The sequence below is a fragment of the Streptomyces sp. NPDC040610 genome, from assembly GCF_055594065.1.
The window spans coordinates 1,244,733-1,262,158 of sequence record NZ_JBVIXA010000001.1 but is presented as its reverse complement, the minus strand read 5'-3'; the positions used below and the strand labels follow the sequence as shown (position 1 = coordinate 1,262,158).

Genomic DNA, 17,426 nt, shown 5'->3' with positions numbered 1-17,426 from the left:
CTTGATCCCGCCGCGGCGGCACACTGGCGGTGTTACTTCTTCTCGTTGACGCCGAGCGAGACGTAGTCGTACCGGCCGTTGAACGCGTCGGACATGTACGCGTTCGTCAGCCGCGGACCGCGCCAGGTGATGTTCTTCTCGTACAGGAAGGGCATCCAGTCGGCCTGGTCGAGGATCCGCTTGTCGAGCTCCTTGTAGGTCTCGCCGGCCTTGACCGGGTCGGTCTCGGCGATCGCCTTGTCGAAGAGCCCGTCGATCTTCTTGTCCTTGATCTGGGACTCGTTGTAGTTACCGGTCTGGGCGAGGAAGCGGCTGTCGAACAGCGGCTGCGCGTAGCCCTGGCCGGAGGGGAAGTCCGGGCCCCAGCCGCTCATCTGCATGCTGTAGCCGCGCTTCTTCACCACGGACGGCGAACCGGTGATGCTGGAGGAGTCCGCACCGTCGAGGGTCTCGACGGAGAGGTTGATGTTGACCTTCTTGAGCTGCGCCTGCAGCGCCTCGGCCGTGTCCTCCTCGCCCGGGTTGTTGTTACGGGCGGTGATCTTGGCGCTGAATCCGTCCGGCTTGCCGCACTGCTTCAGCTCGTCCTTGGCCTTGGCCGGGTCCGGCTTGCCCTTGCGCTCCAGGACGCCGTACGGGTCGTAGTCGCTGTAGCCCGGGATCGCCTTCGGGAAGGTGCTGTTGGCGATGTCACCGGCCGCGAGCTTGCCGCCGCGGGTCTGCTGCAGGGCCGCGAAGTCCGTGCCGTAGAAGACGGCCTTGCGGCAGTGCACGTTGTCGAACGGCTTCGCGGTGTGGATCAGCGCGACGTAGCGCACGAAGGACGTGTGCATGTTGTCGATGCTGCTGCGGTGGTCCTGGATCGCGGTGACGCGGCCGGACTGGGTCATGCCGGTGCCGTTGAGGTCGACGTCGTAGTCGCCGGCCATCAGGCGCTTGTCGTTCTCCTCCAGGTTGGCGGAGATCGTCACGTCGACCTTGTCGGGAAGCGCGGCACGGATCGGGTCCGAGGCCTTCTTCCACTTGTCGTTGCGCACCAGGACGATCTTCTTGCCCGGCTTGTACTGCGAGAACTTGTACGGGCCCGCGGAGAACGGCCGCTGGGTGTACTTGGCCTTGGTGTCCTTGGCCGCCTTCACCGGCGAGCCGGACGGCATGGCCAGGAACTGCTCGAAGTCACCGTTGGGCTTCGGCAGCTTGAAGATGATGGTCTTGTCGTCGGGCGTCTCGATCGCCTTCAGACCGAGCTTGTCCTTGGACGAGTCCTTGTAGGGGCCCTTGTACTCGCCCTTGGGGTCGAGCGCCTTCATCAGGTACTGCGGGCCACCGGTGATGGTGTCCGTCGCCCAGATGCGCTCGATGCCGTACTTGACGTCCTTGGAGGTCAGCGGCGAGCCGTCCTCCCAGGTGACACCGTCACGCAGCTTGTACGTGTAGGTCTTGCCGCCGTCCGAGATCTTGCCGTTGGCCTCGGCGAGGTCCGGGACCAGCTTGGTGCCCGCCTTGCCCGGCTTGGTGTCGTACGACACCAGCTGCCGGGTGTAGAAGCGCATGAAGTCCCAGGACATGCCGTAGTAGGCGCGCTGCGGGTCGGCCGAGTCCAGGTCCTGCTTGCCGACCATGCGCAGGGTGCCGCCGGCCTTCTTCGACGGGTTGGCGACCTTGTTCAGGGCGGCGTTGTACCCGGCGCCCTTGCCTTTGCCTTCGCCGTCGCCGTCGCCGCCACCGCACGCGGTGGTGGTCACCAGCGCCGCGACGACGAGGGCCGCACCAGCGGTGAGCCGTCGCTTCGAGGAAACTGTTGGCATTTTGTCGCAAACCTCCGAGATTCGCGGTCCCTGGCCATGAGCTGCCTGAGAACCATGGAAAGAGCCACCTGACTGCGGCAGGGGCAAGTCAGTTGGGGACTGCTAGCGGGTTCCCTTGGGGTCGAGCGCATCGCGCAGACCGTCCCCGAAGAGGTTGAAGGCGAGCACCGTGATGAAGATCGTCACGCCGGGGAAGACCATGAACATCGGATCGTGCTCGTACGTCTCCAGGGCATCGCGGAGCATTCCGCCCCAGGAGGCTGTCGGCGGCTTGACGCCGGCGCCGAGGAAGCTGAGGGCGGCCTCGGTCAGGATGTTGGTCGGGATCATCAGCGTCGCGTAGACGGTGATGGGGGCGACCAGGTTGGGCAGCAGCTCCTTGAACAGGATGTGGCGGCGGCCGCCGCCGAGGCTGCGGGCCGCCTCGACGTACTCGCGTTCGCGCAGCGAGAGCGTCTGGCCGCGGACGATGCGGCCGACGTACGGCCAGCCGAAGAAGCCGATCACCAGGATCAGGATCGCCACGCGCACGCTCGTGCCCTGCAGGCCGAGCAGATCGTCCGGGAGCACGGAGACCAGGGAGATGATGAAGAGCAGCTGCGGGAAGGACAGCAGCACGTCCATCACCCGGCTGATCAGCGCGTCGACCCAGCCGCCGAAGTAGCCGGCGATGATGCCGAAGAGCGTGCCGAGCACCACCGCGACCACGGCGGCCAGGAAGGCCACCAGCAGCGAGATCCGCGCGCCGTAGACGATCCGGCTGAACACGTCGCGGCCCTTGTTGGGCTCGACGCCGAACAGGAAGTCGCTGCTCACACCGCCGAGCGAGCCCGTGGGCAGGTTGGTCAGCGGATCCAGCTTGTCCTGGTGGAAGTCGTTCGGCGGGTGGCCGAGCAGGCTGACGATCAGGGGCGCGAAGACCGCGACCAGGACCAGCACAAGCACGGTGATTCCGCCGGCCAGGGCGACCTTGTCCCGCTTGAGTCGGTTCCAGGCGATCTGCTTGAGCGACCGTCCCTCGACCTTCTTCACCCCCGCACCAGCTGCGGGAGCGACGTCCTCGGTGGGTTTCGCGTCCGCAGGTGTGTCATGCAATGGCGCCGTCATCGTGGCAGGGACCCCTCTCAACCGGCGGTGACCGGCCCGCACTTGCCGCTGTAGCGACGTGATCGTCCGTCGTACACAGGGGCGAAGGCCCCTTGGAGCGGGAGTCTTCAACGGGGTCGTGATCTGTTACCAGACTTGTCGGGGAATGGATGCGCAACCGTGATGCTGATCGAGGTGTTCCGTTATCCGGACGAGGCTGAACGCCGGGCGAACGCGGGGCACTTCGGGGCCAAGGCGCCACGGGAGTCCATACCGCCACTCGGGCACCATTGGGGGACATCGCGCACGACGGTGCTGATCAGCAGGCTCCGGGACAGCGAAAACCGGACGCTGTCCTGATCACTGCGGAGGGGTTTGTGCCCTTTTGTTCAGTACGGGGCGGGATAGCCGTATCCGCCCGCGGCGGGGGCCGGGGCCGCCTGCGCATCGCGGTCGTAGAACGGGCGGGCGTTGGCGCGCAGCCACATCGCCACCGGGTCGTGCGGGTCGGCCATCGCCACCGTGGAGACCGGCAGGCCCTCGGGGACGGCGCCGATGGACTGCTGCATCATCGCGCGGACCGAGTCCACCGCGCCCGGCGAGGTGTCGTACACATCGAGGCCGATGGCCAGGTACGGGGCGCCGAGCGCGGGCTGCACCCAGGCGCGGCGCAGCGAGCGGACCGTCGGGGTGCGGTGGGCGTTCTGGCTCAGCAGGGCGTAGAACTGCGGGAGTTCGATGGCCGGTTCGGTCAGGCGCAGGGGCCCCGCGGGCTGGAGGTCCAGGCCGCCGGCGATGCGGCGCAGGTCGAGCCAGGGGATGCCGACGCCGCCGCCCGGGGCGTGCGGATTCAGCCACAGGCCGTAGTGGTCGGGGTACAGGGCGCGGGCCGCGTCGAGGCCGCCGAGCACCTCGTAGCCGCGGTTCCAGCCGCTGGCTGAGAGTTCCTGGGCGGAGGTCACGCAGGGGGCGTAGCCGAGGCCGTCGACCTCCATGTTGCCGTACTGCGCGTCGGGGGAACCCGACTGGCCGTGCCACAGCAGCATCCACACCTGGTCGTCGGCGAGGGCTCCGAGCAGCGCCTCGTACGCGTCGTAGCGTCCCGGCGCCACCTGGCGCAGCATGTGCTCGACGTTTCCCCAAGCTCGCGGGCGCGCTCGAACAGGGGAGGCCCCGTCGCCCGCGGCCGTGCCCGACGCACTCACCCGTAACCGCCCCTTCACGCTTGCCCGACGCACTCGACCTGTCCGCACGGCCGGGGTCCGGCCGAGTCAATGGAACCAGCTTACTTCTGGCGTGGGCGCCTTGATCGGGCCTCGGGCCGCCCACTCCCCCCGTTTCCCGCCACGGGCTGGCCGCCCTCCCCTGCGGGGGCCATCGGCCGCCCGCGCCGCCCGCACCGCGGAAGCTCCACCGCCGCTGCGCGGCGGCTTCCCCACCCGCCCACCCGTTGCTGTGGGGCCCGGGGCGGGGGGTGGGGCGGTGCTGTGGGACCCGGGCGAGGGTGGGGCGGTGCTGTGGGACCCGGGCGAGGGTGGGGCGGTGCTGTGCGCCCCGGGGCGAGGGTGGGCGGTGCTGCGGGACCCGGGGCGAGGGTGGGCGGTGCTGCGGGACCCGGGGCGAGCGCCGGTCACGGCGCCCCAGCAGTCCCGCCGCCCGCCTCCCCGAGGCCCAGGCGGCTTTGCCATCCGGCCCGGGTGGACCCCGGCGAGCCTGCTGGCTGGCTCACCCGGGACAGGCCTCGGCTCCCTGCCGTCCGTCCTCACCAAGGGCGGGTGGGTGGGTGGGAGCCTGCGGTGGTGGCTAGTGGGTTGTGTAGAAGGGGCGGATGTGGGTGCGTAGCCAGGTGGAGACTGGGTCTTGGGCTGCGTCCAGGAGGACCAGGTTGACCGGCCAGGGTGGGGGGAAGGCCGTGAGAGCCCGGGTCAGGGCCTGCATGGGGGCGTCGCGGGCGTCGCCCTCCAGGGAGGAGAGTTCGACGCCCACGAAGAGGGACGGGTCCTCGGCCTCGACGCTGGCCAGGCAGCGGCGGGCCGTCAGGACCACCCCGGTCGCCTGGAACTCGCGGGACGCGGCGCTCAGGAAGTCGACCGGGTCCTCCTTCCAGTCCGGCTCGAAGAGGCGGACCCGGCCGCCGGTCGTGGGGCCGTCCAGCTCGGTGCGCCCCACCTGGCACAGCGCGGCCACGGCAGGCGGCGGCAGCGGCACGGCGACCGTGCCCTCGGGGTTCAGGACGATGCCGAGCTGCGGCTGAAGCCCGCGCGCGAACTCCACCGCGGGCGCCACCGTCCAGCTCATCCGGCCCCCCGTCACCTGCTGGAACTGCTGCTCCGACGTGAAGACGGGGACGTACGCCTGACCGTCGATCTCCAGCGTGGGCAGGTCGAGCGTGCCCTGGTCGGGGCCGCCGCCGGACGGGAGCGGGATCCAGACGCGGCCGCGGCCCAGCGTCTCGACGATGCGGGCGCCCACCGCGTCCGACGGCGGGGCGCCGAGCGACGCGGCCAGGACCTCCTCCAGCTCGTTGGCCGGCCATCCCTCGTGCGGATGCCCATGCGGATGTCCCTGGTCCGGGCCCGGTCCCTGTGCCGGAACGCCTCCCGGGCAGTCCCCCGGATAGTTCATCTGTCCTCGACCTCTGCTCTGCGCTCTGCCCTGCTCCTGTGCTGCGGGCCCGACCCTAACCGGGACCCCCGCCGCACCGCCCCCTCAGCCCCCTCAGCCCCCGAACCCGATCTCCCGCAGCGCCCCCGCCGCCTCCCGGTCCAGAAGCACCGCCGAGCCGCAGCCCCGCGGCAGCTCACCCCGCTCGGCGGCGCGGACGAGGCGGCCGACCGTCCTGCGGTGCCGCGCGAAGGCGTACCGGGAGACCCCGCGGCCGCGCTCGCGCTGCCCGTCGAGGGCGACCTCGACGGGCACGTCGAGCAGCAGGAGGTGCAGCGTGGCCCCGCGCCGGGCGGCCGCGCGGCCCAGCCAGCGGCGCACCCACGGCTGCGTACCGCAGTCGTGCACGACGACGCCCGCGCCGGAGCGCAGCGCCCGGTGCAGGCCCGCGTAGTGCGCGAGGCGGACCAGGGGGCGGTAGAGCGCGTACGGCAGCAGCCGGGGCATGCGGGCCGCCCAGCGGTCCCGGGTGTCCTGGGAGTCCACGCGCGGCCCCGCCACCGCGCGCCGCATCAGCGTGGACTTGCCGCTGCCGGGCAGCCCGGACACGACCACGACGTCGCTCGCGCCGAACACCAGGCGGCGCGGGCCGCGCCGGGCCCGGTCCCTGAGGTCGCGCACGACGGGCCGCGGGAAGTACCCGAGGCACTCGCGCACGGGGGCGCCGGGCTGCGGCGGCACCACGTCGCCGCCGGGCAGCGCCACACCCGTGGTGGTCGCATAAGCACCGCTCCTGTGCACCGTGATCGGCCTCCCCATGCTGGTCACGTCACTCATCCCCAGTACTTCTCCGTTGAGTGTAAAGAGACGGTAATGCCACACAAGGGCATTCCGCCGTAGCCGCCGTCGTGAAGAAGTTGCTGCTGTCGTGAAGCGGGGGCGCGTGCAATGATGTGCGCGCCAACTCCATACCGGCCGCTTGAATCCGCGCGGGAGAGTTCCCGGAGACGTGACCGCACTCTGACGCGGACGTCGTCCCGGGGCGCCGAAGGAGCAAGTTCCTCCCTTGAATCTCTCAGGCCCCGTACCGCGCGGGCGAGGCACATCTGAAAAGCGGGTCGATCCCCGGTCACACCCGGCCACACCGGTCGCAGGGGCGGCTCCACCCAAGGTGCAAGTCATGACCCGTCATACGCACGGGACGTGGTGAACCTCTCAGGTTCGATGACAGATGGGGAGGATCGACCTCGCCCGTCATGCCCCGGGAGCCAGTACTGATGAGCAACACCCCACGCCACACCGCCCTGGACGCCCTGCATCGCGACCTCGGTGCGACCATGACCGACTTCGCGGGCTGGGACATGCCGCTGCGCTACGCCAGCGAGCGCGACGAGCACAACGCGGTCCGCACCCGCGCCGGCCTCTTCGACCTCTCCCACATGGGCGAGATCACGGTCACCGGCCCCGCGGCGGTGGACCTGCTCAACCACGCCCTGGTCGGCAACATCGGCTCCGTCGGCGTCGGCCGCGCCCGCTACACCATGATCTGTCAGGCCGACGGCGGCATCCTGGACGACCTGATCGTCTACCGGCTCCAGGACCAGGAGTACATGGTCGTCGCCAACGCCGGCAACGCCCAGGTCGTGCTCGACGCACTGACCGAGCGCGCCGAAGGCTTCGACGCCGTGGTCCGCGACGACCGCGACGCCTACGCCCTCATCGCCGTCCAGGGCCCGGAGTCCCCCGGCATCCTGAAGGCGGTCACGGACGCCGACCTCGACGGCCTGAAGTACTACGCGGGCCTGCCCGGCACCGTCGCGGGCGTCCCCGCCCTGATCGCCCGCACGGGCTACACCGGCGAGGACGGCTTCGAGCTGTTCGTGGCCCCCGAGCACGCCGAGCAGCTGTGGCGTGCGCTGACCGAGGCCGGTGCCCCGGTGGGCCTGGTCCCCTGCGGCCTGTCCTGCCGCGACACGCTGCGCCTGGAGGCGGGCATGCCGCTGTACGGGCACGAGCTGACGACGGCCCTGACGCCGTTCGACGCCGGTCTGGGACGAGTCGTCAAGTTTGACAAGACGTCCCACGCGGACGACTTCGTGGGCGTCGAGGCGCTGCGCGCGGCCGCCGAGCGCGCCGAGGCCGCTCCCCCGCGCAAGCTGGTGGGCCTGATCGCCGAGGGCCGCCGGGTCCCGCGCGCGGGCATGTCCGTGGTCGTCGGCGGCGAGGTCGTCGGCGAGGTCACCTCCGGCGCGCCGTCCCCGACCCTCGGCAAGCCGATCGCGATGGCGTACGTCGACGCGGCGCACGCCGCCCCCGGCACGGCGGGCGTGGGTGTGGACATCCGCGGTACGCATGAGCCGTACGAAGTCGTCGCGCTGCCGTTCTACAAGCGTCAGAAGTAGCCCGGCGGCGCCGGTCCAGTCCGGCCTCCGCCCGCGCCCCACTCGCTCTGCGGACGCCTCCGCGTCCCGTCGGGAGCCGTGGCGGCACGCGCCCGTCTCAGTCCGTAAGACCCACGTTCATCAGCACTCGCCCGCGTACAGGAGAATTCAGGCCATGAGCAATCCCCAGCAGCTGCGTTACAGCAAGGAGCACGAGTGGCTGTCGGCCACCGAGGACGGTGTGGCGACGGTCGGCATCACCGAGTTCGCGGCCAACGCGCTCGGCGACGTCGTCTTCGCCCAGCTCCCGGCGGTCGGCGACACGGTCGCCGCGGGTGAGACCTGCGGTGAGCTGGAGTCGACGAAGTCGGTCAGCGACCTCTACTCGCCGGTCTCCGGTGAGGTCGTCGAGGCCAACCAGGACGTCGTGGACGACCCGTCCCTGGTGAACTCTGCCCCCTTCGAGGGCGGCTGGCTGTTCAAGGTGCGCGTCGCCGAGGAGCCGGGCGACCTGCTCTCCGCCGACGAGTACACCGCGTTCGCAGGCAGCTGACCACGGCGTAAGGACTGATTTTCCGATGTCGCTTATGAACACCCCTCTGCACGAGCTCGACCCGGACGTCGCCGCCGCCGTCGACGCCGAGCTCGTCCGCCAGCAGTCCACCCTGGAAATGATCGCCTCGGAGAACTTCGCTCCGGTCGCCGTCATGGAGGCCCAGGGCACCGTCCTCACCAACAAGTACGCCGAGGGCTACCCCGGCCGCCGCTACTACGGCGGCTGTGAGCACGTGGACGTCACCGAGCAGATCGCCATCGACCGGGTCAAGGACCTGTTCGGCGCCGAGTACGCCAACGTCCAGCCGCACTCCGGCGCCTCCGCCAACCAGGCCGCCCTCTTCGCGATCGCCCAGCCCGGCGACACGATCCTCGGCCTTGACCTGGCGCACGGCGGGCACCTCACCCACGGCATGCGCCTGAACTTCTCCGGCAAGCAGTTCAACGTGGTCGCGTACCACGTGGACGCCGCCGGTCTGGTCGACATGGCCGAGGTCGAGCGCCTGGCCAAGGAGAACAGCCCGAAGGTGATCATCGCGGGCTGGTCCGCCTACCCGCGTCAGCTGGACTTCGCCGAGTTCCGCCGGATCGCCGACGAGGTCGGCGCGAAGCTGTGGGTCGACATGGCGCACTTCGCCGGGCTCGTCGCCGCCGGTCTGCACCCGAACCCGGTGCCGTTCGCGGACGTGGTCACCTCCACCACGCACAAGACGCTCGGCGGCCCGCGCGGCGGCATCATCCTGGCCCGCAACAAGGACTTCGCGAAGAAGCTGAACTCCGCGGTCTTCCCCGGCTTCCAGGGCGGCCCGCTGGAGCACGTGATCGCGGCCAAGGCCGTCTCCTTCAAGGTCGCGGCCTCGGACGACTTCAAGGAGCGCCAGCAGCGCACCCTGGACGGCGCCCGGATCCTGGCCGAGCGCCTGGTGCGGGACGACGTCAAGGAGCACGGCGTCTCCGTCCTGTCCGGCGGCACGGACGTGCACCTGGTCCTGGTCGACCTGCGCGACAGCCAGCTCGACGGTCAGCAGGCCGAGGACCGCCTCCACGAGGTCGGCATCACGGTCAACCGCAACGCGATCCCGAACGACCCGCGGCCCCCGATGGTCACCTCCGGCCTGCGCATCGGCACCCCGGCCCTGGCCACCCGTGGCTTCCAGGACGAGGACTTCCGCGAGGTCGCGGACGTGATCGCCGAGACCCTCAAGCCGGACTTCGACGCCGAGGCCCTCAAGGCCCGGGTGTCCGCTCTGGCCGCGAAGCACCCGCTGTACCCCGGCCTGAAGTAGTTTCGTACGCTTTAGTTGGTACGGACTTCCGGGGCACCGCGCACACTGGACATGAGGACAGTGCGCGCGGTGCCCCGCACCACGTGCCCGCAAGCACGGCAAGCTGCCCCCGCACCACCCGGCGGACAACGGCGTCTACCACCCATCATTGGAGTTCTCCCGTGGCCATCTCGGTCTTCGACCTGTTCTCGATCGGCATCGGCCCGTCCAGCTCCCACACGGTCGGCCCGATGCGCGCGGCGCGCATGTTCGCCCGCCGCCTGAAGAACGAGGGCCTGCTGGCCCACACCGTCTCGATACGCGCGGAGCTGTACGGCTCCCTCGGCGCCACCGGCCACGGCCACGGCACCCCCAAGGCCGTCCTGCTCGGCCTGGAGGGCGAGTCCCCGCGCACGGTGAACGTGGAGTCGGCGGACGACCGCGTCGAGGAGATCAAGTCCACGGGCCGCCTGAACGTCCTCGGCATGCACGACATCGCCTTCGACTTCGACGCCGACCTGATCCTGCACCGCCGCAAGGCCCTGCCGTACCACGCCAACGGCATGACGATCTTCGCGTACGACACCGACGGCGCCCTCGTCCTGGAGAAGACGTACTACTCGGTGGGCGGCGGCTTCGTCGTCGACGAGACCGTGCTCAATCAAGAGGGGGCGGCCGGGGAGAACCCGATCGTCCCGGACGACACCGTCCTGAAGTACCCCTTCCGCACCGGCGACGAGCTGCTGCGCCTGTCCTCCGAGACCGGCCTGTCCATCTCCGCCCTGATGCTGGAGAACGAGAAGGCCTGGCGCACCGAGGACGAGATCCGCGAGGGCCTCCTCGACATCTGGCGCGTCATGCAGGCCTGTGTGTCCCGGGGCATGTCCCGCGAGGGCATCCTGCCCGGCGGCCTGAAGGTCCGCCGCCGCGCCGCGAACTCCGCCCGGCAGCTGCGCGCCGAGGGCGACCCGCACGCCCGCGCCATGGAGTGGATCACGCTGTACGCGATGGCGGTGAACGAGGAGAACGCCGCCGGCGGCCGTGTGGTCACCGCCCCGACGAACGGCGCCGCCGGGATCATCCCCGCCGTCCTGCACTACTACATGAACTTCGTGCCCGGCGCCGACGACGAGGGCGTCGTCCGCTTCCTGCTCGCCGCGGGCGCCATCGGCATGCTCTTCAAGGAGAACGCCTCCATCTCCGGCGCCGAGGTCGGCTGCCAGGGCGAGGTCGGCTCCGCCTGCTCCATGGCCGCGGGCGCCCTCGCCGAGGTCCTCGGCGGCTCCCCGGAGCAGGTCGAGAACGCCGCCGAGATCGGCATGGAGCACAACCTCGGCCTGACCTGCGACCCGGTCGGCGGGCTCGTCCAGATCCCGTGCATCGAGCGCAACGGCATGGCGGCCGTGAAGGCCGTGACCGCCGCGAAGATGGCGATGCGCGGCGACGGCAGCCACAAGGTGTCCCTCGACAAGGTCATCAAGACCATGAAGGAGACCGGCGCCGACATGAGCGTCAAGTACAAGGAGACGGCGCGCGGCGGGCTCGCCGTGAACATCATCGAGTGCTGAGCCCCACCGCGCGCCGCCCCCGTGGACAGCGCCTAGTTGTGCGCGATCAGTGACTCCACCAGTCCGGCGCGGGTGTTGGGATAGTCCATCGGGACGATCCCGAGCCCGCGCCAGCCGCGTCCCTCTGCGCTCTCCAGGAGGGTGTGCGTCCGCGGGTTGAGGTCGTCGGAGTTCCAGCGCGGCGGGATCGCGGCGGCCGTGCTGACGAAGTTGATGTACTGCTTGCCGGGCTGGGCCGCGGCCTTCCTGAAGTGGGCCTCGACCTTGGGGAACTTGGCGGCGGGCGCGGCGTTGTAGTCGTCCTGGATGTCGAAGACGTTCCCGTCGCCCCAGCGGATGCCGCCGGGCAGACCGCCGTTGTCGGCGATGAGGACGACCTTCCCGCGGACCTCGCCGAGACGCGGCCAGGCGTTGCCGATGTGGAAGAGGGAACGCCAGCCGCGCCGGTCCAGATAGTCGTCGAAGAGCGCCCGGAACGTGGCGTCGCTCTCCTGCGAGTACTCCTGCTTGACGCGCATCAGCACGGTCTCCGTGGGCTGGCCGCGCAGGAAGTCCCGGCAGGCGCCGAGCACGTCGTCGAAGTTCAGGTTCTGGTAGAACGCGCCGTGGTGGATGGTGAAGGACCCCTCGAAGGCCCGGCACCGGATGTCCAGGAAGCGTATGCCGGAGCCCAGTTGCTGCCCCAGCGTCGTGTTCTGGCACTCCACCCACCAGCCGCCGAAGCGGGCGCCCGAGTCGTGCGTCCCGGGGATCGTCAGGCGCTGCAGGGGCGTCGCGGCGTCGATGCCCGCCATCCAGTTCTGTACGCCGAGCGCGCGCGTGCGGCTCCTGGCGGACGCGGGGGCGGTGAGCAGGGCGGTGGCGGCGGTGGCCGTGGCGCCGGTGAGGAAGGCGCGGCGGGTCAGGGGCATGTGGGATCCCGTATCCGTGAGTGGGGGGTGGCGGACGCGTGTGCCCGTACTCCATACACGCGCGGAGGCAAGGAACGCCAGTACGAGGGTGGAACCAACCCCTCACGGGGAACGGTCAAGTAACAGTCAACCTTTGACCGTTCACCCATCAGGATCGAACCGATCACCCCGCACGCGCCGGACCCGGCCACCCCACGGCCCCGGCGCCGGACCCACTCCCCCCACCCGCTGGAGGCCCCATGCTGCGCGGCATCGACGTCAGCTCCCACCAGTCGTCCTTCTCCACCGACGGGCTGTCCTTCGTCATCATCAAGGCGACGGAGGGCCGCTCCTACATCAACCCCCGCCTCACCGCCCAGACCAAACTGGCCCGCGACGGCGGCTGCGTCGTCGGCTTCTACCACTTCCTGTGGCCGGGCAACATCACCGCCCAGGCCGAGTACTTCGTGAGCAAGGCACCGGAGAAGGCCGGGGACATCCTGGCCGTGGACTGGGAGTGGACGGGCGACCACACGGCCGCGACGAACGCGGAGAAGGACCGTTTCATCCGCGAGGTGAAGCGGCTGCGCCCGAACCATCGGACCGTCTTGTACTGCAACCGCGACTTCTGGCTCAACAGGGACACGACGTCGTACGCGGGCGACGGCCTCTGGATCGCCGACTACGTGCCGGCGGGCAAGCCCCGCATCCAGGCGAAGTGGCGCATCCACCAGTACACGTCGACGCCGCTGGACAAGAACGTGGCGGACTTCGAGAGCGAGGACGCGCTGCGGGACTGGGCCACGCCGTAGCCCGGGACCGGCGCCGCCCCGCCGCCAGGACGGCCAGGGCACCAGGAGCGCCAGGGCCGCGAGGGTCGCTAGGGCCGCACCACGATCTTGCCGGTGTGGGTGTTCGCCTCCATCAGGCGGTGGGCGTCCGGCATCCGGTCGAGGCCGTCGAAGACCCTGGAGATCTCGGGGCGCAGGGTGCCGTCCCGTAGGCCCGAGTTGAGGTAGGCGGCAGCGCGGCGGCGGCCGTCCGCGGTGTCGGTGACGATGGCGTTGTTGTAGCCGTGGACGGTTGCGGGCCAGGTCATCGGGACGGTGGCAGGGCGGCCGTCGAGCCAGCCGTAGAGGACGTATGCGGCGTCTTCCGTGGCGGCCTCGCCGAGGGTCTGGAAGGCGGGGCCGCCGATCGCGTCCAGGACGATGTCGGCGCCGCGGCCTTCGGTGAGGCGCTTCGTCTCCTTCACCACGTCTTCCGTGTCGGTGACGATGACGTGTTCGGCGCCCAAGGCGAGGAGTTGGCGGCGCTTGCCCTCGGTGCGGGTGGTGGCGATGGGGGTCGCGCCTGCTCGGCGTACGACCTGGAGAGCCGCCGTGCCGACCCCGCTGGACGCGCCGGTGATCAGGACATGGTCGCCGGGGCGCATCCCCGCGCGCAGGTGCAGGGCGCCGTAGGCGGTGGTGTACGTGAGCCAGACGGCGGCCGCCGTGACCGCGTCGACGTCGGCGGGGCGCGGGGCGACCGCGTGCTGCGGCAGCACGACGCGGTCCGCGTACACGCCGTGGGCGCTCAGCTCGAAGTTTCCGGTCGTCAGCACGGTGTCACCGGGCGCGAGGCCCGTGACGCCCGCGCCGACCGCCTCGACCACCCCGGCCGCCTCGTAGCCGTTGCGGGAGGCGGGCAGGGTGGGCTGGTGGTAGTAGGTGCCGGAGCGCAGGAGGGCTTCGGCACGGTTGAGGCCGAGTGCCTCGACCCGGATCAGGACGTCGTCCGGGCCCAGGGCGGGGAGTTCCACCTGGCGCACCTTCAGGACCTCGGGGCCGCCGATCTCGTCAAAGAGCACTGCCTGAGCGGTGGTTGATGCCGTCGTGGTTGCCGCTGTCGCGATTGTTGCTGCTGTCGCGGTTGTTGCCGCTGTCGCGGTTGTTGCCGCTGTCGCTGTCGTCGTCATGGCGTCCACGCTAGGCAGCGCCCGCGAGACGAGACATGCCTTCCAATCTCGGTTTTCTGTCTGTACGTCTCGCAGATCGGCGTGCGCGCTACCGTTCGGACATGGACGTACTCAGTGACGCGATCGCCGCCATGCGGCTCGGGCGGCCGCACTCCGCGCTCTGGGACAAGTACGCGCCGTGGGGTGCGCGGTTCGGGGCGTCCGGCGGGGCCGGGTTCCATGTGCTGCTGCGGGGGTCGGCCTGGCTGGTGCCGGGGCGGGAGGGGGCCGAGCCGATCGCCCTCGCGCCGGGCGACATCGCGTTCGTCGCGCACGGCGGCGGGCACGCCCTGATGAGCGAGCCCGGCGCGCCCCTCGACCGGTTCGAGCTGAACCCGGACGGGTCCTGGCCGCGGCCGCCCGCGCGGCAGCCGGACCCGGCGCCGGGCGAGCCGCCGGCCGCGGTGCTCCTCTGCGGCGCCTACCGCCTCGACCGCGCCCGCGCCCACCCGCTCCTGTCCGAGCTGCCCGAGGTGATCCACCTGCCCGCCCGCGTCGGCGCCCACAGCTCGCTGCGCGCGGCCGTGGAGCTGCTCGGCGCCGAGCTGGACGACCCGAAGCCGGGCTCGGACACCATCGTGTCGGCGCTGCTCGACACACTGCTCCTGTACATCCTGCGGGCCTGGTGGCTGGGCGAGCGGCACGGCGCGGGGCATCCGACGGGCTGGGCGGCGGCGCTCGCCGACCCGGCGGTGGCGGCGGCGCTGAAGGCCGTGCACGCCGACCCCGGACACCCGTGGACGGTGGCGGAGCTGGGCGCGCTCGGCGGGCTCTCCCGGGCCCCGTTCGCCCGCCGGTTCGCGGCGACGGTGGGCTCGCCCCCGCTCGCGTACCTGACGTGGTGGCGGATGACGACGGCGGGCCGCGTCCTGCGCGCGGAGGACACGCCCTTGCGCGTGGTCGCGGAACGCTGCGGCTACGCCTCGGAGTTCGCGTTCGCCAAGGCGTTCAAGCGGCAGTTCGGGGTGGCGCCGGGGCGGTACCGCAGGGGGCGGGACGCGTAGGTTCCGCCCAGGGGGCCGATGCGGCGCGGCCGATCTCGCTGTCGGCGGGACCGCACCGGCGCCCGTGGTCTCAGGGCCCGACGGGCAGCTGCCGCTTGTGGTCGGTGAGGCGGTAGCGGCGGACGATCGTGTCGAAGGCGCGCGCGTCCACCGGCTTGCCCTCCAGGAAGTCGTCGACGTCGTCGTAGGTGACCCCGAGGGCGTCCTCGTCGGCCTTGCCCGGGTCGAGGGTCTCCAGGTCGGCCGTGGGGGTCTTCCACACCAGCTCGGCGGGGGCGCCGAGGGCGTCGGCGACGGCGCGCACCCGGCGCTTGGTGAGGCCGGTGAGCGGGACCAGGTCGGCGGCGCCGTCGCCGAACTTGGTGAAGAAGCCGGAGACCGCCTCGGCCGCGTGGTCGGTGCCGACGACCAGGCCGTCGTGCGCCCCGGCGACCGCGTACTGGGCGATCATGCGCTGCCGGGCCTTGATGTTGCCGTGCACGAAGTCCTGGTGGTGGGCGTCGCGGAAGCGCACCCCTGCGGCCAGCGAGGCGTCGAGGGCGGCATCGCTCGCGGGCTTGATGTCCACGGTGAGGACGTCGTCGGCCTGGATGAAGGAGAGCGCGAGCTGCGCGTCGTGCTCGTCGGCCTGGACGCCGTACGGCAGCCGCATCGCGTGGAAGCGGGCCTCGTGCCCGGCGGCGCGGGCCCGCTCGACGGCGAGCTGGCAGAGCCGCCCGGTGGTGGTGGAGTCGACCCCGCCGCTGATGCCGAGCACCAGGGAGCGCAGCCCGGTCGTGGTCAGCCGCTCGGCGAGGAACGCCACCCGGCGCTCGATCTCGCGCTCGGCCTCGAAGACCTCGGCCACCTGGAGTTCCCGGGCGATCTCCTGCTGCAGGGCGATGGCCGCCGACTCGCTCACGTCTGGCTCCTTGTTCCGGTTCACGATGTGCCGTCCACCCTACCGAGGGGTTTTCCCGGGCAGCACGGACGTCACGTAGGCGGCGGCCTCGGCGAGCAGCGCCTGGTCGTACGAGGCGTTCTTCGCGGCCTTGCTCGTCATGATCGCGAGGAGCAGCGGCGGCGCGGACTTCGGGGGCCAGAGGACGGCGATGTCGTTGAGGGTGCCGTAGTCGCCGGTGCCGGTCTTGTCGGCGATGGTCCAGCCGCGCGGCAGTCCGGCCTTGATCCGCTCGGCGCCGGTGGCGTTGCGCTTCAGGAGGTCGAGGAGGAAGGCGCGCTTGCGGCCCGCGAGCGCGTCGCCGATGACGATCTTCCGGTACGTGCCGCCGAAGGCCCGGGGCGAGCTGGTGTCGCGGGGGTCGCCGGGGGTGGCCTGGGTGATCGCGGGTTCGACGCGGTCCATGCGCGTGACCTTGTCGCCGAGGCCGCGGGCGTACGCGGTGAGGCGGTCGGGGCCGCCGAGGTCGCGGAGCAGCAGGTTCCCCGCGGTGCCGTCGCTGTAGCGGATGGCGGCGTCGCACAGCTGCCGGATGGTCATGCCGGTGTCGACGTGGCGCGCGGTGATCGGCGCGTGCTTCATGAGATCGGCTCTGCTGTACGTGACCCGCTTGTCGAGGTGGGACAGCGGGTTGCCGTCGAGGACGGCCGCCGCGGCGAGCGCCTTGAACGCGGAGCAGAACGCGAAGCGCTCGTCCGCGCGGTGGGCGAGGGTGGTGCCGGTGCCGGTGTCGAGGGCGTAGACGCCGAGGCGGGCGTCGAACTCGCGCTCCAGGTCGGCGAATCGGCGGCGGTGGCGGGCGTCCGGCGCGGCGGAGGCAGACGCGGACGGGGAGTCGGCCGGGGCCGAGGTGGTGCCGCGTGGATGCGTGACCGGGTCCTCGTCCTTGGCGCAGGCGGCCAGCGGGACCAGCGCTGCCGCCCCGAGAAGTCCGCGGCGCGTCAGGGCCGAGCGCGGCGACGTCATGACCATCCCCCGTCAGACTTTGCGAACACGACGAGCTGAGGTGAACGATACCCGCGGCCCCGCCCCGCCCGGCGTGCGAAGGGGCCGCACCCCGGACACCGGGTGCGGCCCCTTCGTGGGCGCGGGGCGGCCGTGCCGCACGCGCTACTTGTTCAGGCTCGCCCAGAACTCGTCGAAGGACAGCAGCTTGTCGCCGTTCGCGTCCTTGGACTTGATGATGGCCTCGGCGACCGACTCGGTGACGTTCCAGTCCCCCATCTGCGCCATGGCCTGCTTGTACTCCGCGGCCGTGATGAATCCGTCGCCGTCCGCGTCGAACCGCTCGAACTGCTTGCGTGCCTCTTCGATGTCCGCCACCGG

Annotated in this window: 17 protein-coding genes and 2 riboswitches; of the genes, 7 read left to right on the top strand and 10 right to left on the bottom strand. The window is 71.2% G+C overall.

Annotation, left to right across the window (positions count from 1 at the left end):
• Window positions 1-32 precede the first annotated feature (32 nt).
• Both ACZ6AA_RS05600 and ACZ6AA_RS05595 read right to left on the bottom strand, forming a co-directional pair.
• Window positions 33-1,808 carry an ABC transporter substrate-binding protein gene (locus ACZ6AA_RS05600; RefSeq protein WP_468452183.1) on the bottom strand — a complete coding sequence of 592 codons (1,776 nt, stop codon included), beginning with the start codon at window positions 1,806-1,808 and terminating at the stop codon, window positions 33-35.
• Window positions 1,809-1,910: 102 nt separating this feature from the next.
• Window positions 1,911-2,915, bottom strand: coding sequence for an ABC transporter permease (locus ACZ6AA_RS05595; protein WP_380847438.1), 1,005 nt, complete (start codon window positions 2,913-2,915; stop codon window positions 1,911-1,913).
• A gap of 159 nt (window positions 2,916-3,074) precedes the next feature.
• On the opposite strand from ACZ6AA_RS05595, the gene ACZ6AA_RS05590 reads away from it, so the two are divergent.
• Complete coding sequence (locus ACZ6AA_RS05590; protein ID WP_468452185.1) at window positions 3,075-3,254, top strand: hypothetical protein; 180 nt, start codon at window positions 3,075-3,077, stop codon at window positions 3,252-3,254.
• Between the two features lie 29 nt (window positions 3,255-3,283).
• On the opposite strand, the gene ACZ6AA_RS05585 is transcribed toward ACZ6AA_RS05590, so the two are convergent.
• The 3 genes from ACZ6AA_RS05585 to ACZ6AA_RS05575 form a co-directional block, all read right to left on the bottom strand.
• Window positions 3,284-4,099 (bottom strand): enhanced serine sensitivity protein SseB C-terminal domain-containing protein, encoded by an 816-nt coding sequence (locus ACZ6AA_RS05585; protein ID WP_468452187.1) that lies wholly within the window; start codon window positions 4,097-4,099, stop codon window positions 3,284-3,286.
• Window positions 4,100-4,697: 598 nt separating this feature from the next.
• A complete protein-coding gene (locus ACZ6AA_RS05580; RefSeq protein ID WP_468452189.1) occupies window positions 4,698-5,519 on the bottom strand; it encodes an enhanced serine sensitivity protein SseB in 822 nt (273 codons plus the stop codon).
• Window positions 5,520-5,612: 93 nt separating this feature from the next.
• Window positions 5,613-6,335: an AAA family ATPase gene (locus ACZ6AA_RS05575; protein ID WP_468452191.1), complete on the bottom strand. Its 723-nt coding sequence runs from the start codon at window positions 6,333-6,335 to the stop codon at window positions 5,613-5,615.
• Between the two features lie 143 nt (window positions 6,336-6,478).
• Window positions 6,479-6,598, top strand: a riboswitch (glycine riboswitch).
• Window positions 6,599-6,739, top strand: a riboswitch (glycine riboswitch).
• Between the two features lie 36 nt (window positions 6,740-6,775).
• Here ACZ6AA_RS05575 and gcvT point away from each other — a divergent pair.
• The 4 genes from gcvT to ACZ6AA_RS05555 all read left to right on the top strand — a co-directional run bounded on the left by gcvT (window position 6,776) and on the right by ACZ6AA_RS05555 (window position 11,267).
• A complete protein-coding gene (gene gcvT / locus ACZ6AA_RS05570; RefSeq protein WP_468452193.1) occupies window positions 6,776-7,900 on the top strand; it encodes a glycine cleavage system aminomethyltransferase GcvT in 1,125 nt (374 codons plus the stop codon).
• Window positions 7,901-8,054: 154 nt separating this feature from the next.
• A complete protein-coding gene (gcvH, locus tag ACZ6AA_RS05565) occupies window positions 8,055-8,432 on the top strand; it encodes a glycine cleavage system protein GcvH (RefSeq protein WP_150513190.1) in 378 nt (125 codons plus the stop codon).
• Between the two features lie 25 nt (window positions 8,433-8,457).
• Window positions 8,458-9,720, top strand: a complete 1,263-nt coding sequence (glyA, locus tag ACZ6AA_RS05560; RefSeq protein ID WP_468452195.1) for a serine hydroxymethyltransferase — start codon at window positions 8,458-8,460, stop codon at window positions 9,718-9,720.
• Window positions 9,721-9,881: 161 nt separating this feature from the next.
• The gene (locus tag ACZ6AA_RS05555) at window positions 9,882-11,267 is read left to right on the top strand and encodes an L-serine ammonia-lyase (protein ID WP_468452197.1); all 1,386 of its coding nucleotides are present in this window, start codon (window positions 9,882-9,884) and stop codon (window positions 11,265-11,267) included.
• 32 nt (window positions 11,268-11,299) lie between these two features.
• On the opposite strand, the gene ACZ6AA_RS05550 is transcribed toward ACZ6AA_RS05555, so the two are convergent.
• Entirely contained in the window at window positions 11,300-12,178 is an 879-nt protein-coding gene (locus ACZ6AA_RS05550) for a phosphatidylinositol-specific phospholipase C (protein WP_468481933.1), read from the bottom strand.
• Window positions 12,179-12,417: 239 nt separating this feature from the next.
• Here ACZ6AA_RS05550 and ACZ6AA_RS05545 point away from each other — a divergent pair, with 239 nt between their 5' ends.
• Entirely contained in the window at window positions 12,418-12,969 is a 552-nt protein-coding gene (locus tag ACZ6AA_RS05545) for a glycoside hydrolase family 25 protein (RefSeq protein WP_468452201.1), read from the top strand.
• 68 nt (window positions 12,970-13,037) lie between these two features.
• On the opposite strand, the gene ACZ6AA_RS05540 is transcribed toward ACZ6AA_RS05545, so the two are convergent.
• Entirely contained in the window at window positions 13,038-14,009 is a 972-nt protein-coding gene (locus ACZ6AA_RS05540; protein WP_471456400.1) for a zinc-dependent alcohol dehydrogenase family protein, read from the bottom strand.
• Between the two features lie 209 nt (window positions 14,010-14,218).
• On the opposite strand from ACZ6AA_RS05540, the gene ACZ6AA_RS05535 reads away from it, so the two are divergent.
• Entirely contained in the window at window positions 14,219-15,160 is a 942-nt protein-coding gene (locus ACZ6AA_RS05535) for an AraC family transcriptional regulator (RefSeq protein WP_471456398.1), read from the top strand.
• Between the two features lie 70 nt (window positions 15,161-15,230).
• On the opposite strand, the gene nadE is transcribed toward ACZ6AA_RS05535, so the two are convergent.
• From nadE to ACZ6AA_RS05520, 3 genes are all read right to left on the bottom strand, one after another.
• Complete coding sequence (gene nadE / locus ACZ6AA_RS05530) at window positions 15,231-16,061, bottom strand: ammonia-dependent NAD(+) synthetase (protein WP_468452207.1); 831 nt, start codon at window positions 16,059-16,061, stop codon at window positions 15,231-15,233.
• 39 nt (window positions 16,062-16,100) lie between these two features.
• Entirely contained in the window at window positions 16,101-17,066 is a 966-nt protein-coding gene (bla, locus tag ACZ6AA_RS05525) for a class A beta-lactamase (protein WP_471456396.1), read from the bottom strand.
• Window positions 17,067-17,210: 144 nt separating this feature from the next.
• A complete protein-coding gene (locus tag ACZ6AA_RS05520; RefSeq protein ID WP_030358919.1) occupies window positions 17,211-17,423 on the bottom strand; it encodes an EF-hand domain-containing protein in 213 nt (70 codons plus the stop codon).
• Between the last annotated feature and the right edge of the window lie 3 nt (window positions 17,424-17,426).

Coding starts and splice junctions, on each gene's coding strand:
- glyA (WP_468452195.1), top strand. CDS start 8,458: ATGTCGCTTATGAACACCCCTCTGCACGAGCTCGACCCGGACGTCGCC.
- ACZ6AA_RS05580 (WP_468452189.1), bottom strand. CDS start 5,519: ATGAACTATCCGGGGGACTGCCCGGGAGGCGTTCCGGCACAGGGACCG.
- ACZ6AA_RS05600 (WP_468452183.1), bottom strand. CDS start 1,808: ATGCCAACAGTTTCCTCGAAGCGACGGCTCACCGCTGGTGCGGCCCTC.
- ACZ6AA_RS05595 (WP_380847438.1), bottom strand. CDS start 2,915: ATGACGGCGCCATTGCATGACACACCTGCGGACGCGAAACCCACCGAG.
- ACZ6AA_RS05550 (WP_468481933.1), bottom strand. CDS start 12,178: ATGCCCCTGACCCGCCGCGCCTTCCTCACCGGCGCCACGGCCACCGCC.
- ACZ6AA_RS05575 (WP_468452191.1), bottom strand. CDS start 6,335: ATGAGTGACGTGACCAGCATGGGGAGGCCGATCACGGTGCACAGGAGC.
- bla (WP_471456396.1), bottom strand. CDS start 17,066: ATGACGTCGCCGCGCTCGGCCCTGACGCGCCGCGGACTTCTCGGGGCG.
- gcvH (WP_150513190.1), top strand. CDS start 8,055: ATGAGCAATCCCCAGCAGCTGCGTTACAGCAAGGAGCACGAGTGGCTG.
- ACZ6AA_RS05535 (WP_471456398.1), top strand. CDS start 14,219: ATGGACGTACTCAGTGACGCGATCGCCGCCATGCGGCTCGGGCGGCCG.
- ACZ6AA_RS05545 (WP_468452201.1), top strand. CDS start 12,418: ATGCTGCGCGGCATCGACGTCAGCTCCCACCAGTCGTCCTTCTCCACC.
- gcvT (WP_468452193.1), top strand. CDS start 6,776: ATGAGCAACACCCCACGCCACACCGCCCTGGACGCCCTGCATCGCGAC.